This is a genomic window from Pseudomonas sp. ICBG1301 (assembly GCF_016918385.1).
GTDB classification, from domain to species: Bacteria; Pseudomonadota; Gammaproteobacteria; order Pseudomonadales; family Pseudomonadaceae; genus Aquipseudomonas; species Aquipseudomonas palleroniana.
In genome coordinates this window covers 135,994-152,071 of record NZ_JAEKGB010000009.1, presented here as the reverse complement: position 1 = coordinate 152,071, position 16,078 = coordinate 135,994, and the positions used below count along the sequence as shown (strand labels likewise).

The following is a 16,078-nucleotide window of genomic DNA, read 5'->3' as shown; positions in this document are numbered from 1 at the left end:
ACTCGAGATGCGCCGGGTGGAGCGCGTTCGTTCAAAGCCATCCATGAGCGAAATGTCGAGGTTTCTTCGCGGTGATGTTGGGTTGCATCAGTCGAGCGTCAAGCGGGTGGACTATTGTAATAGTCCTGCTTTGCGAGCCGAGGGCACCTGTTCCAGAGCGGTCGGCTGTCGTGACTCTTGGGTCAGCGGCGGCATTATACATAGGTCGCTATGCTTACGCCGAGCCTTCATACAAAAGGTGTGTCGTCCATTGGTCTAAAGGTCGCAGGTACCACGTTGCTACCTTAGTCGCATGATGTGCTCAAGATTGGCGATTTTGCCTTTTGTTTCAAGCTTGTAGGCGACTAAATATGCTGTTTTCGATGCAAATGAGCGTGGCGTGAGGTTTCAGTCGTCATTTATCTGGAGTAGGCTCGAACGCAGCCAGATGTTCAATCCAAAGATGGAGTTCAGCATGGGATACAAGAAGATTCAGGTTCCGGCAGCCGGCGACAAAATCACCGTCAATGCAGACCATTCTCTCAATGTTCCTGATAACCCGATCATCCCCTACATCGAAGGCGACGGCATTGGTGTCGATATCAGCCCGGTGATGATCAAGGTTGTCGATGCAGCTGTTCAAAAGGCGTACGGCGGCAAGCGCAAAATCTCCTGGATGGAGGTTTATGCCGGCGAAAAAGCAACTCAAGTCTACGACCAGGACACCTGGCTGCCCCAGGAAACCCTGGATGCAGTCAAGGATTACGTGGTGTCCATCAAAGGCCCGCTCACCACGCCGGTCGGTGGCGGCATCCGTTCGTTGAACGTGGCCCTGCGTCAGCAACTTGACCTCTATGTATGCCTGCGTCCGGTGCGCTGGTTTGAGGGTGTACCGAGCCCGGTCAAGAAGCCGGGAGATGTGGACATGACCATCTTCCGCGAAAACTCCGAAGACATTTACGCGGGGATCGAGTGGAAAGCCGGTTCCCCGGAAGCGATCAAGGTGATCAAGTTCCTGAAGGAAGAAATGGGCGTCACCAAGATCCGTTTCGATCAGGATTGTGGCATTGGCGTCAAGCCGGTCTCCAGGGAAGGCACTCGGCGCCTGGCGCGCAAGGCCCTGCAATATGTGGTGGATAACGACCGCGATTCGCTGACCATCGTGCACAAAGGCAACATCATGAAATTCACTGAGGGGGCCTTCAAGGAGTGGGCCTACGAAGTGGCGGCTGAAGAATTCGGCGCAACCTTGCTGGATGGCGGTCCCTGGATGCAGTTCAAGAACCCCAAGACCGGCAAGAATGTGGTGGTCAAGGATGCCATTGCCGACGCCATGCTCCAGCAGATCCTGTTGCGCCCGGCTGAATATGATGTGATCGCCACGCTCAACCTGAACGGCGACTACCTCTCCGACGCCTTGGCGGCCGAAGTAGGCGGTATCGGCATTGCCCCGGGGGCCAACCTGTCCGACACCGTGGCGATGTTCGAGGCGACCCACGGTACAGCGCCCAAGTATGCGGGCAAGGACCAGGTCAACCCAGGCTCGCTGATCCTCTCGGCAGAGATGATGCTGCGTCACATGGGCTGGACCGAAGCCGCTGACCTGATCATCAAGGGCACCAACGGCGCCATTTCGGCGAAGACCGTGACCTACGACTTCGAGCGGCTGATGGATGGCGCAAAACTCGTATCGTCATCGGGTTTTGGTGAGGCGCTGATTTCGCATATGTAAGAGGAGGCAAAAAAACGGCCACCCCAAATTGATTAGGGTGGCCGTTTTTTATCGCTGCTCACACGCTCGTGGTCGTTCAGACCGTTAATTTCTTTTCTTTTTGAGCGGTGGGGGTGGCGGTTTTTGTGCTGGCGTCAGCCGCAACTGCACAGATGTTCACGGCGTGCAGTCCTTTCGGTCCCTGAATGATGTCAAAGCTCACCGCTTGGCCCGCTTTCAGTGTTTTATAACCATCCATTTTAATTGCCGAGTAATGCGCAAAAAGGTCTTCTCCGTCCTTGTCGTCTTCATTGATGAAGCCGAAACCCTTGGCATTGTTGAACCACTTGACCTTACCGCTAGTCATGCCCATATCCCTCTGCACCAGACTCCATCACTGGAGTATCATCCAGTTTATCCGTCCTAACCCGAATAAATAAGGTTGACTGCGCGGACCTTTTTTACCCAATGTGGGTTCTATTGGTTGTATCACCGATTTTCCGATAGTCAAGGCGACCAATCGGTCAGAGTTGAAATTCTGGCAAGGCGCCCCCACCACTGTATTTGAACCACTGACGAACCTTTCTTTCCATGCATGCAAATAGCCAGATTCGACTAACATTCAATCAGGATCGCCCGGATCAGGAACATGACGAGGACGGCTCTGCAGGCATTGCTGTTCAGGAGGCCAAGCCTGCTCTACAGGCGCCGCCCATGTACAAGGTGGTTTTGTTTAATGATGACTACACACCGATGGATTTCGTCGTCGAAGTGCTCGAGGTGTTTTTTAACCTGAACCGCGAGTTGGCGACCAAGGTAATGCTGGCCGTTCACACAGAAGGACGGGCAGTATGTGGAGTGTTTACCCGCGACATCGCCGAGACAAAGGCCATGCAGGTCAACCAGTACGCCAGGGAAAGCCAGCATCCGCTACTCTGTGAAATCGAGAAGGACGGTTAACGCCGACCACTTGGGTATGAGGTGAAGCTATGTTAAACCGCGAGCTCGAAGTCACCCTCAATCTTGCCTTCAAGGAGGCTCGCTCGAAACGTCATGAGTTCATGACCGTCGAGCACCTGCTGCTGGCACTTTTGGATAATGAAGCTGCCGCCACCGTTCTGCGTGCGTGCGGCGCCAACCTCGACAAACTCAAGCATGACCTGCAGGAGTTTATCGACTCCACCACGCCACTGATCCCCGTGCATGACGAGGACCGTGAAACCCAGCCGACCCTGGGCTTTCAACGGGTATTGCAGCGTGCTGTTTTCCACGTACAGAGCTCCGGTAAGCGTGAAGTCACAGGCGCCAATGTGCTTGTGGCGATTTTCAGCGAACAGGAAAGCCAGGCAGTGTTCCTGCTCAAGCAGCAGAGCGTTGCCCGTATTGATGTCGTCAACTATATCGCCCACGGTATCTCCAAAGTGCCTGGGCACGGCGATCATTCCGAAGGTGAGCAGGATATGCAGGACGATGAGGGCGGTGAGTCTTCTTCTTCAAGCAACCCGCTGGATGCCTATGCCAGCAACCTCAATGAGCTGGCGCGCCAGGGGCGGATCGATCCGCTGGTGGGGCGTGAGCTGGAGGTTGAGCGTGTAGCGCAGATCCTTGCGCGTCGTCGCAAGAACAACCCGTTGCTGGTCGGCGAGGCCGGCGTAGGTAAAACCGCGATTGCCGAAGGCCTGGCCAAGCGCATCGTCGATAACCAGGTGCCTGACCTGCTGGCCAACAGCGTCGTCTACTCCCTGGACCTGGGGGCATTGCTCGCGGGGACCAAATACCGTGGCGACTTCGAGAAGCGTTTCAAGGCGTTGCTCGGCGAACTGAAAAAACGCCCGCAGGCAATCCTGTTCATTGACGAAATCCACACCATCATTGGCGCCGGTGCGGCATCCGGTGGCGTGATGGATGCGTCCAACCTGCTCAAGCCGTTGCTTTCGTCGGGTGATATCCGTTGCATCGGCTCGACGACGTTCCAGGAATTTCGCGGCATCTTCGAAAAAGACCGCGCGCTCGCACGCCGCTTCCAGAAAGTTGACGTGTCCGAGCCGTCGGTTGAAGACACCATCGGCATTCTGCGCGGCCTCAAGGGGCGCTTCGAGGCGCACCACGGTATCGAGTACACCGATGAGGCGCTGCGTTCGGCGGCTGAGCTGGCGTCGCGCTATATCAACGACCGGCACATGCCCGACAAGGCTATCGATGTGATCGACGAAGCGGGGGCCTTCCAGCGCCTGCAGCCGGTCGAGAAACGTGTGAAACGCATCGACGTGCCTCAGGTTGAGGATATCGTGGCGAAAATCGCACGGATCCCACCAAAACACGTCACCAGCTCCGATAAAGAGCTGCTGCGTAACCTGGAGCGCGACCTCAAGCTGACCGTGTTCGGTCAGGATGCGGCCATCGACTCGTTGTCCACGGCGATCAAGTTGTCCCGTGCGGGGCTCAAATCACCGGACAAGCCGGTTGGTTCGTTCCTGTTCGCCGGCCCGACTGGCGTCGGCAAGACCGAAGCGGCGCGGCAGTTGGCCAAGGCCATGGGCATTGAGCTGGTGCGTTTCGACATGTCCGAATACATGGAGCGTCACACTGTGTCGCGCCTGATCGGCGCGCCTCCGGGTTATGTCGGTTTCGACCAGGGCGGCCTGTTGACTGAAGCGATCACCAAGCAGCCGCATTGCGTATTGCTGCTCGACGAAATCGAGAAGGCCCACCCGGAAGTCTTCAACCTGCTGTTGCAGGTCATGGATCACGGGACTCTGACCGACAACAACGGGCGCAAGGCGGACTTCCGCAATGTGATTGTGATCATGACCACCAACGCCGGTGCCGAAACGGCTGCGCGGGCTTCGATCGGTTTCAGCCATCAGGATCATTCTTCCGATGCCATGGAAGTGATCAAGAAGAGCTTTACACCGGAGTTCCGCAACCGTCTGGACACCATTATCCAGTTTGGTCGCCTCAGCCATGAGGTCATCAAGAGTGTGGTGGACAAGTTCCTCACCGAGCTTCAGGCGCAGTTGGAAGACAAGCGCGTGCAGCTGGATGTTACGGACGCGGCGCGCAATTGGCTGGCCGAAGGTGGCTACGACGCGGCAATGGGTGCTCGCCCAATGGCTCGTCTGATCCAGGACAAGATCAAGCGGCCGTTGGCTGAAGAGATCCTGTTCGGCGAATTGTCCGACCATGGTGGCGTGGTGCATATCGATCTGAAGGACGGCGAATTGACCTTCGAGTTCGAGACCACGGCTGAAATGGCCTGACAGTTTACTGCAGCAGCGCAAAAGCACCTTGTGGGAGGGGGCTTGCTCCCGATAGCGGTGGTTCAGCAACAGATTGGTTGCCTGGTCCATTGTTATCGGGAGCAAGCCCCCTCCCACATGGGTTTTGTGATCTCGGCAAAACTCTATGCAAACAAAAACGCCCGGCATAACCGGGCGTTTTGTATTGACTAGCTTAGCGAGCGCGGTAAGTGATGCGCCCTTTGCTCAAGTCATAGGGCGTCAGCTCGACGCGCACTTTGTCACCGGTAAGAATACGAATGTAGTTCTTGCGCATCTTGCCGGAGATATGCGCGGTTACGACGTGCCCATTTTCCAACTCCACGCGAAACATGGTGTTGGGCAGGGTGTCGACGACAGTGCCTTCCATTTCGAAGCTGTCTTCTTTCGACATGCAGTAAAGCCCTCGGTGTCCAGTGAATGGCCCGGTGCAACTGCGCCAGGCAAAAGCGGCGTGCATTGTGCCCGAAAAAGGGTGTTCCCGCCAAGGGGTTCTAGTTAAGCGTGACCCATCTTTGATTAATCAGCAGCTCAATCGGCCGATATTGGGTCTTATAATTCATCTTTTTGCAGTTTTTTATCCAGTAACCGAGGTACACCGCCTCCAGTTCCAGGCGCAAGGCTTCGCCGATTTGCCACAGGATCGCGAAGCGCCCCAGGCTGCGGCGATCTTCGTCTGGCTCATAGAAGGTGTAGACCGCCGACAGGCCGTTGGGCAGCAGATCGGTTACGGCCACGGCCAGCAGGCGGCCATCCAGGCGGAATTCATAAAAGCGCGAGAAGGGCAGGTCGCGCACCAGGAACGTGGAAAATTGATCGCGGCTGGGCGGAAACATGTCGCCATCGGCGTGGCGTTGCTCGATGTAGCGCTGGTAAAGGTCGAAATATTCTTCGGTATACCGTGGCGTGGTGGCCTTTACCGACAGGTCGGCATTGCGCTTGAGGATGCGCTTCTGATTGCGGTCGGGTAAAAACTGCGCAACCGGGATGCGCGCCGGTACGCAAGCATTGCAGTTCTGGCAATGAGGTCGGTACAGGTGGTCGCCGCTGCGTCGAAAGCCCATTTCCGATAAATCGGCGTACACATGCACATCCATGGGCTGGCTGGGGTCGAGGAACAGCGTGGTGGCCTGCTCATCGGGCAGATAGCTGCAAGAGTGGGCTTGAGTGGCATAAAACTTCAAGCGCGCCAGCTCGGTCATGATCAACCCTCGGGATAAGCTTTGAAATAAGTGTAAGCCAGGTGCGAGGAAGTCGCCTAGGAAACCCACGGGCCAGTGCTGGGTTGATCCAGATGGTTGCGCAGGAAGGCTGCAAATTCGCTGCGCGGTATGGCACGGGCGCCCAGGCTGTGCAGGTGGTTGTTGGGCATCTGGCAGTCGATCAGTACAAAACCCCAGGCCTGCAATTGCCGGGTGAGTGTTGCAAAGCCGACTTTCGAAGCGTTATCGGCGCGGCTGAACATGGATTCGCCGAAGAACAGTTGGCCCATGGCCAGGCCGTACAGGCCGCCGACCAGTGTGCCGTCGTCCCATACCTCCACCGAATGTGCGATCCCGCGCTGATGCAGCGCCAGGTAGGCACTTTGTATGCCCTCGGTGATCCAGGTGCCGTCGGCGTAGGCTCTAGGCGCCGCGCAGGCCCGGATGACGGCTGCGAAGTCCTGGTCGAAGGTCACGCTGTAGCGCTGTTGGCGCAGCAGCTTTTCGAGGCTGCGAGAAACATGCAGCTCGTCAGGGAATATGACCGTGCGTGGGTCCGGCGACCACCAGAGGATCGGCTGGCCTTCCGAGAACCAGGGGAAGCACCCGTGGCGATAAGCCTGGATCAGCCGTTCGGCCGACAGGTCGCCACCGGCGGCCAGCAGGCCATTGGGTTCGCGCATGGCCTTGGCCAGCGGCGGAAATGTGAGGGAGTCGCGTTGCAACCAGGTCAGCATGGCATCCAGGCTTACGGTAGGGGAGGGGAGTGGCAGGTCGGGCGCCTGCCGCGCAAGGGGGATTATTATCGACGCAGCGCTGCGGGGCCAGCCCGAATCGGGCGTTGGCGTGGTTTGGCGTAAGCGGGTGTTTCTGCAACTCTGTGCGTGAGGTGTGGTCGTAATCGGGTCTGAGCCCTGCAGGCCAATTGCCAAGCTTGCCTGGATTGATAAAAACACCTCATAAGCCTTTGTCAGCAAAGACAATGCGTGCTCAAATTGAACATGCTGTGACACTTGGATTGGCGGTGCTGCTCGGCGACGGGCGAGGGCGTGGCATCAGGCACACAAACCCGTACAATGCGGGCATTGTGGCGTTATCGCCGTTTCATCCAGCCACCGCTCGGTGTTAAAAGTAGATTCAACGACGTTCGTTCATTTTTCAGCTGCTCGGATTGGGCAGTATTTACAGTTATTCAACAGATGGACGCGCTAAAGCGCAGGAATAGACCCGTTTTGAAGAAATCCGCCGCAACACCTAAAGCAGCAGTCGTGCCGGCCTGGCGCCAGCACCTGCATTATCGACTCAAGGAAGGTGCGCTGATCGCCATCGGCGCGCTCTGCCTGTTCCTGATGATGGCCTTGCTCACGTACGGCAAGGACGATCCGGGCTGGAGTCACAACAGCAAGATCGAAGACGTGCAGAACTTCGGCGGCCCGGCCGGTTCCTACAGCGCCGATATCCTGTTCATGGTGCTGGGTTACTTCGCTTACATCTTCCCGTTGCTGCTGGCGATCAAGACCTGGCAGATCTTCCGTCAACGGCATGAACCTTGGCAGTGGAGCGGCTGGCTGTTCTCCTGGCGCCTGATCGGCCTGGTCTTCCTGGTGCTGTCCGGCGCGGCGCTGGCCCATATTCATTTTCATGCACCCACCGGCCTGCCGGCCGGCGCGGGCGGTGCGCTGGGTGAGAGCCTGGGCGACCTGGCGCGCAGGACCTTGAACATCCAAGGCAGCACCCTGATGTTCATCGCCTTGTTCCTGTTTGGCCTCACCGTGTTCACCGACCTTTCATGGTTCAAGGTGATGGACGTGACCGGAAAGATCACCCTGGACCTGTTCGAACTGTTCCAGGGCGCCGCCAACCGCTGGTGGGCGGCTCGGGTCGAGCGCAAGCGCATGGTTGCGCAGTTGCGCGAGGTCGATACCCGCGTCAACGAAGTCGTGGCCCCGAGCACGCCGGACCGCCGCGAGCAGGCCAAGGTCAAGGAGCGCCTGATCGAACGCGAGCAGGCGCTGAGCAAGCACATGTCGGACCGCGAGAAACAGGTGCCGCCGGTGATCGCTCCTGCGCCCGTCAAGGCGCCCGAGCCCAGCCATCGTGTGCAAAAAGAGAAACAGGCACCGTTGTTTATCGACAGCGCGATCGAAGGCACCTTGCCGCCGATCTCGATTCTCGATCCGGCCGAAAAGAAACAACTCAACTATTCGCCCGAATCCCTGGCGGCCGTCGGTCACCTGCTGGAAATCAAGCTCAAGGAGTTCGGCGTGGAAGTGGCGGTGGACTCCATCCACCCAGGCCCGGTGATTACCCGCTACGAAATCCAGCCGGCCGCCGGCGTGAAGGTCAGCCGCATCGCCAACCTGGCCAAGGACCTGGCCCGCTCCCTGGCCGTGACCAGTGTGCGTGTGGTGGAAGTGATCCCGGGCAAGACCACCGTGGGTATCGAGATTCCTAACGAAGACCGTCAGATCGTGCGCTTTTCCGAGGTGCTGTCGACGCCGGAATACGACAACTTCAAGTCGCCGGTCACCCTGGCCCTCGGCCATGACATCGGCGGCAAGCCGGTGATCACTGACCTTGCGAAAATGCCGCACCTGCTGGTGGCCGGTACCACCGGTTCCGGTAAGTCGGTGGGTGTGAACGCGATGATCCTGTCGATCCTGTTCAAATCCGGCCCGGACGACGCCAAGCTGATCATGATCGACCCGAAGATGTTGGAACTGTCGATCTACGAAGGCATCCCGCATCTGCTGTGCCCGGTGGTCACCGACATGAAGGACGCCGCCAATGCCCTGCGCTGGAGCGTCGCCGAGATGGAGCGCCGCTATAAGCTCATGGCGAAGATGGGCGTGCGCAACCTGTCGGGCTTCAATGCCAAGATCAAGGAAGCCCAGGAGCGCGGCGAGACCATTGATGATCCTCTGTACAAGCGTGAAAGCATTCACGACGAAGCGCCGAAACTGACCAAGCTGCCGACCATCGTAGTGGTGGTCGACGAATTCGCCGACATGATGATGATCGTCGGCAAGAAGGTCGAAGAGCTGATCGCCCGTATCGCCCAGAAGGCTCGTGCGGCCGGTATTCACTTGATCCTGGCGACCCAGCGTCCCTCGGTGGATGTGATCACCGGTCTGATCAAGGCCAACATCCCGACACGCATGGCGTTCCAGGTCTCGAGCAAGATCGACTCGCGTACCATCATCGACCAGGGCGGCGCCGAGCAACTGCTGGGTCACGGTGACATGCTCTACATGCCACCGGGTACCAGCCTGCCGATCCGGGTTCACGGTGCGTTCGTCTCCGACGATGAAGTGCACCGCGTGGTGGAGGCCTGGAAACTGCGTGGCGCTCCCGAGTACAACGACGACATCCTCAACGGCGTCGAAGAAGCCGGCAGCGGCTTTGAGAACGGCGGCGGCGGGGGAGACGACGATGCTGAAACCGACGCCCTCTACGACGAAGCCGTGGCGTTCGTACTGGAAAGCCGCCGCGCCTCGATTTCTGCCGTGCAGCGCAAACTGAAAATCGGCTACAACCGCGCCGCCCGCATGATCGAAGCCATGGAAATGGCCGGTGTCGTGACCGCAATGAATACCAACGGCTCGCGTGAAGTCATCGCCCCCGGGCAGATGCGCGACTGATCCCGCGCCGTGTGGCCACACACGGCGCGCCCTGACACTCAATGAGGACTCCCATGCGTCTTATCCGCATGCTGTTGTTGCCGGCACTGGCCCTGACCGCTGTTTCGGCTCACGCTGACCCGGCCTCCGTCGCCAGCCTGAAGAACCTGTTGGACAAATCCCAGACCCTGACCGCGCGCTTCTCCCAGTTGACCCTGGATGCCGGTGGTACCCAGTTGCAGGAAACCGCAGGCGAAATGGCCGTGCAGCGTCCTGGCCTGTTCTATTGGCATACGGAAGGCAAGTCTGAGCAGACCATCGTCTCCGACGGCCAGAAGGTCACCCTGTGGGACCCGGACCTGGAGCAGGCGACCATCAAGAAGCTCGACCCGCGCCTGAACCAGACGCCGGCGCTACTGCTGTCGGGCGACGTATCGAAAATCAACGACAGCTTCGATATCACGTCCAAGCAAACCAGCAACGTGATCGAGTTCACCCTCAAGCCCAAATCCAAGGACACGCTGTTTGATACGCTGTCGTTGTCATTCGGCAATGGCGTGATCAACAACATGCGCCTGGTCGACAGTGTCGGCCAGCGCACCGACATCCTGTTCTCTGGCGTCAAGGCCAACCAGCCTGTCCCCGCTTCCAAGTTCAAGTTCGACATCCCCAAGGGTGCCGACGTGATCCAGGAATAAATCTCCCAGAGGTTTCAAACGCTGCCCATGGATCTGTTTCGAAGTGACCCGATTGCTCAGCCCCTGGCCGCGCGCTTGCGCTCGACCAACCTGGACGAGTACGTCGGGCAGGAACACCTGCTCGCTCGCGGCAAGCCATTGCGTGAAGCCCTGGAGCAGGGTGCGCTGCATTCGATGATTTTCTGGGGGCCGCCGGGGGTGGGCAAGACCACCCTGGCGCGGCTTCTGGCAAAAGTCTCGGATGCTCACTTCGAAACGGTCTCGGCGGTACTCGCCGGGGTCAAGGAGATCCGCCAGGCGGTGGAAGTCGCCAAGCAGCAGGCCGGGCAGTACGGCAAGCGCACCATCCTGTTCGTTGACGAAGTCCATCGCTTCAACAAGTCGCAGCAGGATGCGTTTCTGCCGTATGTCGAAGACGGCACGCTGATCTTTATCGGCGCTACCACCGAAAACCCATCGTTTGAACTCAATAACGCCTTGCTCTCGAGGGCGCGGGTCTACGTGCTCAAGAGCCTGGATGAAGCGGCGATGCAAAAGCTGCTGCACCGAGCCTTGAGCGAAGACAAGGGCCTGGGCAAGCGTCAACTGACGGTTGGCGACGAAGCCTTCAAGATTTTGCTGACCGCCGCCGACGGTGATGGCCGACGCTTTCTCAACCTGCTGGAAAACGCCTCCGACCTGGCCGAGGACGGCCACGAAATCGGCGTCGAGCTGCTACAAAGCCTGCTAGGTGACACCCGCCGTCGTTTCGACAAGGGCGGCGAGGCGTTCTACGACCAGATCTCCGCGCTGCACAAGTCGGTGCGTGGCTCCAACCCCGATGGCGCGTTGTATTGGTTTGCACGCATGATCGACGGTGGTTGCGACCCGCTCTACCTGGCGCGGCGCGTGGTGCGCATGGCCAGTGAGGACATCGGCAACGCCGACCCGCGTGCCTTGAGCCTGTGCCTCGCTGCATGGGAAGTGCAGGAACGCCTCGGCAGCCCGGAAGGCGAACTGGCCGTGGCCCAGGCCATTACTTACCTGGCGTGCGCCCCGAAAAGCAACGCGGTGTACATGGGGTTCAAGTCGGCCTTGCGCGCCGCCGCCGAGCATGGCTCGCTCGAAGTGCCGCTGCACCTGCGCAATGCGCCGACCAAGCTGATGAAGCAGTTGGGTTACGGCGACGAATACCGTTACGCCCACGACGAACCCGATGCCTATGCCGCCGGTGAAGACTACTTCCCCGACGCGCTGGACCCGCAGCCGTTCTACCAGCCGGTGCCCCGGGGCCTGGAGCTGAAGATCGGTGAAAAGCTCAATCACCTCGCTCAACTCGATCGACTCAGCCCCAGGCAGCGGAGAAAGTAGTGCTCAAGACGATTCTTGCCGTGTCCGTCGCCGGCATCGCTGGTACATTATTGCGTTTCGCCACGGGTACCTGGGTCAGCGCCAATTGGCCGAAGCATTTTTACATGGCGACGCTGGCGGTCAACCTGGTTGGTTGCCTGATCATCGGGCTGTTGTACGGCTGGTTCCTGTTGCGCCCGGAAGTGCCGATTGAAATTCGCGCCGGCTTGATTGTCGGCTTTGTAGGCGGTCTGACGACCTTTTCATCCTTTTCACTGGATACGGTGCGCCTGCTGGAAAGCGGGCAGGCCCTGGTAGCCTTCGGTTACCTGGGCATCAGCGTGTTCGGCGGGCTGCTCGCCACCTGGGCCGGCCTGTCCTTGACCAAACTTTGATAAACGAGAGACCGACATGCTCGATTCCAAACTGTTACGTAGCAACCTTCAGGACGTAGCGGACCGCCTGGCATCCCGTGGCTTTGCCTTGGATGTTGCGCGCATCGAAGCGCTGGAAGAACAGCGCAAGACCGTCCAGACCCGCACCGAAGCACTGCAGGCTGAACGAAATGCGCGTTCCAAATCCATCGGTCAGGCCAAGCAGCGCGGTGAAGACATCGCGCCGTTGATGGCGGACGTCGAGCGTATGGGTACTGAGCTGTCCGAAGGCAAGGTCGAGCTGGACAAGATCCAGTCCGAGCTGGATTCGATCCTGCTGGGCATCCCTAACATCCCGCACGAATCGGTGCCGGTCGGTGAAGACGAAGACGGCAACGTCGAAGTGCGCCGTTGGGGCACGCCAAAAGCCTTTGATTTCGAGATCAAGGACCACGTTGCCCTGGGCGAACTGACCGGCGGCCTGAATTTCGAAACCGCCGCCAAGATGTCCGGCGCGCGTTTCTCCTTGCTGCGTGGCCCGGTGGCCCGCCTGCATCGCGCCCTGGCGCAGTTCATGATCAACCTGCACACCGCCGAGCACGGTTACGAGGAAGCCTACACGCCTTACCTGGTGCAGGCCCCGGCGTTGATGGGCACCAGCCAGCTGCCGAAGTTCGAAGAGGACCTGTTCAAGATCAGCCGCGAAGGCGAGGCCGACCTGTACCTGATCCCGACCGCCGAAGTGTCGCTGACCAACATCGTCTCCGGCGAGATCCTCGACGCCAAGCAACTGCCGTTGAAGTTCGTGGCTCACAGCCCATGCTTCCGTAGCGAAGCCGGTGCATCGGGCCGCGACACCCGCGGCATGATCCGCCAGCACCAGTTCGACAAGGTCGAGATGGTGCAGATCGTCGAGCCATCGACCTCGATGGACGCCCTGGAAGGCCTGACCGCCAACGCCGAACGCGTCCTGCAACTGCTCGAGCTGCCATACCGCGTACTGGCGCTGTGCACCGGCGATATGGGCTTCAGCGCCGTGAAGACCTACGACCTCGAAGTGTGGGTGCCGAGCCAGGGCAAATACCGCGAGATTTCGTCGTGCTCCAACTGTGGCGACTTCCAGGCCCGTCGTATGCAGGCGCGTTTCCGTAACCCGGAAACCGGCAAGCCGGAGCTGGTACACACACTCAACGGTTCGGGGCTGGCGGTAGGCCGTACCCTGGTGGCCGTGCTGGAAAACTACCAGCAGGCTGACGGTTCGATCCGCGTGCCGGAAGTGCTCAAGCCGTACATGGCGGGCGTTGAGGTCATCGCCTAAATGGAATTTCTGCCGCTGTTTCATAACCTGCGCGGCAGTCGAGTGTTGGTCGTCGGTGGCGGGGAGATTGCCTTGCGCAAATCCCGGCTGCTGGCCGACGCCGGTGCGTTGCTGCGGGTGGTTGCTCCCCAGATCGAAGACCAGTTGCGTGAACTGGTGCTGGGCAGTGGCGGGGAACTGATTTTGCGCGGTTATCAGGAGGCCGACCTCGACGGTTGCACCCTGATCATCGCGGCAACCGACGACGAGCCCCTGAACGCGCAAGTGTCCAGCGATGCCAAGCGCCGTTGCGTGCCGGTCAATGTGGTGGACGCGCCGGCCTTGTGCAGCGTGATCTTCCCGGCGATTGTCGACCGCTCGCCGCTGGTGATTGCCGTCTCCAGCGGTGGCGATGCGCCGGTGCTGGCGCGGTTGATCCGGGCCAAGCTGGAGACCTGGATTCCGTCCACCTACGGCCAGTTGGCCGGGTTGGCGGCGCGTTTTCGTGCGCAGGTCAAGGGCTTATACCCGGATGTTCAGCAACGCCGGGCGTTTTGGGAAGAGGTGTTCCAGGGTCCGATTGCCGACCGCCAACTGGCCGGGCAGGGCGCTGAAGCCGAGCGCCTGCTGATCGAGAAGGTCAACGGTGCACCGCCCTATGCACCGGGCGAGGTGTATTTGGTGGGTGCAGGCCCAGGTGACCCCGACCTGCTGACATTTCGTGCCCTACGCTTGATGCAGCAAGCCGATGTGGTGCTGTATGACCGCTTGGTGGCACCGGCGATTCTCGAACTGTGCCGTCGCGATGCCGAGCGCGTGTATGTCGGCAAGCGTCGCGCCGACCATGCCGTGCCGCAGGACCAGATCAACCAGCAACTGGTGGACCTGGCCAAGCAAGGCAAGCGCGTGCTGCGTCTCAAAGGGGGCGACCCGTTCATCTTTGGTCGTGGCGGCGAAGAGATCGAGGAACTGGCGGCCCATGGCATTCCATTCCAGGTGGTGCCGGGAATCACGGCCGCCAGTGGTTGCGCGGCGTATGCCGGGATTCCCCTGACGCACCGCGATTATGCGCAGTCGGTGCGTTTTATCACTGGGCACCTCAAAGACGGGACTTCGGACCTGCCTTGGCTGGACCTGGTAGGGCCGTCGCAGACCCTGGTGTTCTACATGGGGTTGATTGGCTTGCCGATCATCTGCGAGCAGTTGATCAAGCACGGGCGCTCGGCCGACACCCCGGCGGCGCTGATCCAGCAGGGCACCACGTCCAACCAGCGCGTGTTTACCGGCACCCTGGCCGATTTACCACGCATGGTGGCGGAGCATGAAGTGCATGCGCCGACGTTGGTCATCGTCGGTGAAGTGGTCGTGTTGCGCGAAAAACTCAAGTGGTTCGAGGGCGCTCAGGAACAGCTTTAAGCCTCAAGAGCATCGGGAGCAAGCCCCCTCCCACATTGGAATGCATTCCAGAGTGTGGGAGGGGGCTTGCTCCCGATGAGGCCCTCAAGCGCAGCCCATTTTCCGGATCAGCTCCAAACACCTTGACCGGCTAATCGCTCGCGATCATGTTCGGCATCAAACGCTTGCAATGGGCCTTTGGGCACAATCCCCGTCGGATTGATCGTACGGTGACTGGCATAGTAATGCCCCTTGATATGCTCGAAATCCACCGTCTCGGCTACGCCCGGCCACTGATACATTTCCCTCAGCCAGTTCGACAGGTTCGGATAATCCGCAATCCGGCGCAGGTTGCATTTGAAATGGCTGTAATACACCGCGTCAAAGCGAATCAGGGTGGTGAACAGCCGCACGTCGGCCTCGGTCAGGTATTCGCCGGCCAGGTAGCGATGGTCGCCCAAGTGCTGTTCCAGGTGGCTGAGTTCGGCAAACACATCATCAAACGCACTTTCGTACGCCTGCTGCGAGGTGGCGAAACCGGCGCGGTATACGCCGTTGTTCACGGCAGGGTAGATGCGTTCGTTCAGCGCATCGATAGTGGGGCGCAGGGCCTCGGGGTAAAAATCCAGCGTGTTGCCGGTCAGTTCGTTGAACGCACTGTTGAACATGCGGATGATCTCCGCCGATTCATTGCTGACAATGCGCTTGAGCTGCTTGTCCCACAGCACCGGCACCGTGACGCGGCCGGTGTAGTCGGCGGTGTCGGCGGTATAGCGTTGGTGCATGAATTCGAAACCCTCCAGCTTGTCGCCGGTAGAACCGTGGGCCTTGTCGAAGGTCCAGCCGTTTTCCAGCATCAACCAGCTGACCACCGACACGTCGATCAGGCTTTCCAAACCCTTGAGCTTGCGCAGGATCAAGGTGCGGTGAGCCCAGGGGCAGGCGAGCGACACATACAGATGGTAGCGTCCGGCCTCGGCCTTGAAGCCACCTTCACCACTGGGGCCAGGCCTGCCGTCGGTGGTGACCCAGTTGCGGCGTTGCGCCTGTTCCCGTTGGAACGCACCGTCCGCGCTACTTTCGTACCACTGGTCTTTCCAATGTCCTTTGATCAGCAAGCCCATGACTGGCTCCTCGACTAATAAGTAAGCGTTGGAGGCCAGTTTAAAGGGCTGAGTTCGATTTAAAAGCGCAA

14 protein-coding genes are annotated in these 16,078 nt (G+C 59.4%); 9 read left to right on the top strand and 5 right to left on the bottom strand.

Features of this window, described 5'->3' with window-relative positions:
• Positions 1-454 precede the first annotated feature (454 nt).
• The gene (gene icd, locus JBE38_RS21650; protein ID WP_205345095.1) at positions 455-1,711 is read left to right on the top strand and encodes an NADP-dependent isocitrate dehydrogenase; all 1,257 of its coding nucleotides are present in this window, start codon (positions 455-457) and stop codon (positions 1,709-1,711) included.
• Between the two features lie 76 nt (positions 1,712-1,787).
• Here the strand turns inward: icd and cspD are convergent, their stop codons facing one another.
• Positions 1,788-2,057: a cold shock domain-containing protein CspD gene (gene cspD, locus JBE38_RS21645; protein WP_145977759.1), complete on the bottom strand. Its 270-nt coding sequence runs from the start codon at positions 2,055-2,057 to the stop codon at positions 1,788-1,790.
• A gap of 224 nt (positions 2,058-2,281) precedes the next feature.
• On the opposite strand from cspD, the gene clpS reads away from it, so the two are divergent.
• Both clpS and clpA read left to right on the top strand, forming a co-directional pair.
• Positions 2,282-2,650, top strand: a complete 369-nt coding sequence (gene clpS / locus JBE38_RS21640) for an ATP-dependent Clp protease adapter ClpS (RefSeq protein ID WP_060755656.1) — start codon at positions 2,282-2,284, stop codon at positions 2,648-2,650.
• A gap of 29 nt (positions 2,651-2,679) precedes the next feature.
• On the top strand, positions 2,680-4,950 hold the full coding sequence (clpA, locus tag JBE38_RS21635; RefSeq protein WP_060755655.1) for an ATP-dependent Clp protease ATP-binding subunit ClpA: 2,271 nt from the start codon (positions 2,680-2,682) through the stop codon (positions 4,948-4,950).
• 193 nt (positions 4,951-5,143) lie between these two features.
• On the opposite strand, the gene infA is transcribed toward clpA, so the two are convergent.
• The 3 genes from infA to aat form a co-directional block, all read right to left on the bottom strand.
• A complete protein-coding gene (infA, locus tag JBE38_RS21630) occupies positions 5,144-5,362 on the bottom strand; it encodes a translation initiation factor IF-1 (protein ID WP_002553999.1) in 219 nt (72 codons plus the stop codon).
• A gap of 100 nt (positions 5,363-5,462) precedes the next feature.
• Entirely contained in the window at positions 5,463-6,170 is a 708-nt protein-coding gene (locus tag JBE38_RS21625; RefSeq protein WP_060755654.1) for an arginyltransferase, read from the bottom strand.
• Positions 6,171-6,226: 56 nt separating this feature from the next.
• Positions 6,227-6,907 (bottom strand): leucyl/phenylalanyl-tRNA--protein transferase, encoded by a 681-nt coding sequence (aat, locus tag JBE38_RS21620; RefSeq protein WP_090370272.1) that lies wholly within the window; start codon positions 6,905-6,907, stop codon positions 6,227-6,229.
• Between the two features lie 495 nt (positions 6,908-7,402).
• Between aat and JBE38_RS21615 the strand changes: the two genes are divergently transcribed.
• Genes JBE38_RS21615 through cysG form a run of 6 tightly spaced genes read left to right on the top strand, consistent with a single transcriptional unit; the run spans position 7,403 to position 14,904 of the window.
• Positions 7,403-9,811, top strand: a complete 2,409-nt coding sequence (locus JBE38_RS21615) for a DNA translocase FtsK (protein WP_060755652.1) — start codon at positions 7,403-7,405, stop codon at positions 9,809-9,811.
• A 53-nt stretch (positions 9,812-9,864) separates the two neighbouring features.
• Positions 9,865-10,488: an outer membrane lipoprotein chaperone LolA gene (lolA, locus tag JBE38_RS21610; RefSeq protein ID WP_060755651.1), complete on the top strand. Its 624-nt coding sequence runs from the start codon at positions 9,865-9,867 to the stop codon at positions 10,486-10,488.
• Positions 10,489-10,515: 27 nt separating this feature from the next.
• Entirely contained in the window at positions 10,516-11,838 is a 1,323-nt protein-coding gene (locus JBE38_RS21605) for a replication-associated recombination protein A (protein WP_060755650.1), read from the top strand.
• Complete coding sequence (crcB, locus tag JBE38_RS21600; protein ID WP_060755649.1) at positions 11,838-12,212, top strand: fluoride efflux transporter CrcB; 375 nt, start codon at positions 11,838-11,840, stop codon at positions 12,210-12,212. The genes JBE38_RS21605 and crcB overlap by 1 nt, the downstream gene beginning before the upstream one ends.
• A gap of 16 nt (positions 12,213-12,228) precedes the next feature.
• Positions 12,229-13,509, top strand: a complete 1,281-nt coding sequence (gene serS / locus JBE38_RS21595; RefSeq protein ID WP_060755648.1) for a serine--tRNA ligase — start codon at positions 12,229-12,231, stop codon at positions 13,507-13,509.
• A complete protein-coding gene (gene cysG, locus JBE38_RS21590) occupies positions 13,510-14,904 on the top strand; it encodes a siroheme synthase CysG (protein WP_060755647.1) in 1,395 nt (464 codons plus the stop codon).
• Positions 14,905-15,011: 107 nt separating this feature from the next.
• On the opposite strand, the gene JBE38_RS21585 is transcribed toward cysG, so the two are convergent.
• On the bottom strand, positions 15,012-16,007 hold the full coding sequence (locus tag JBE38_RS21585; RefSeq protein WP_060755646.1) for a glutathione S-transferase family protein: 996 nt from the start codon (positions 16,005-16,007) through the stop codon (positions 15,012-15,014).
• Positions 16,008-16,078: the final 71 nt, after the last annotated feature.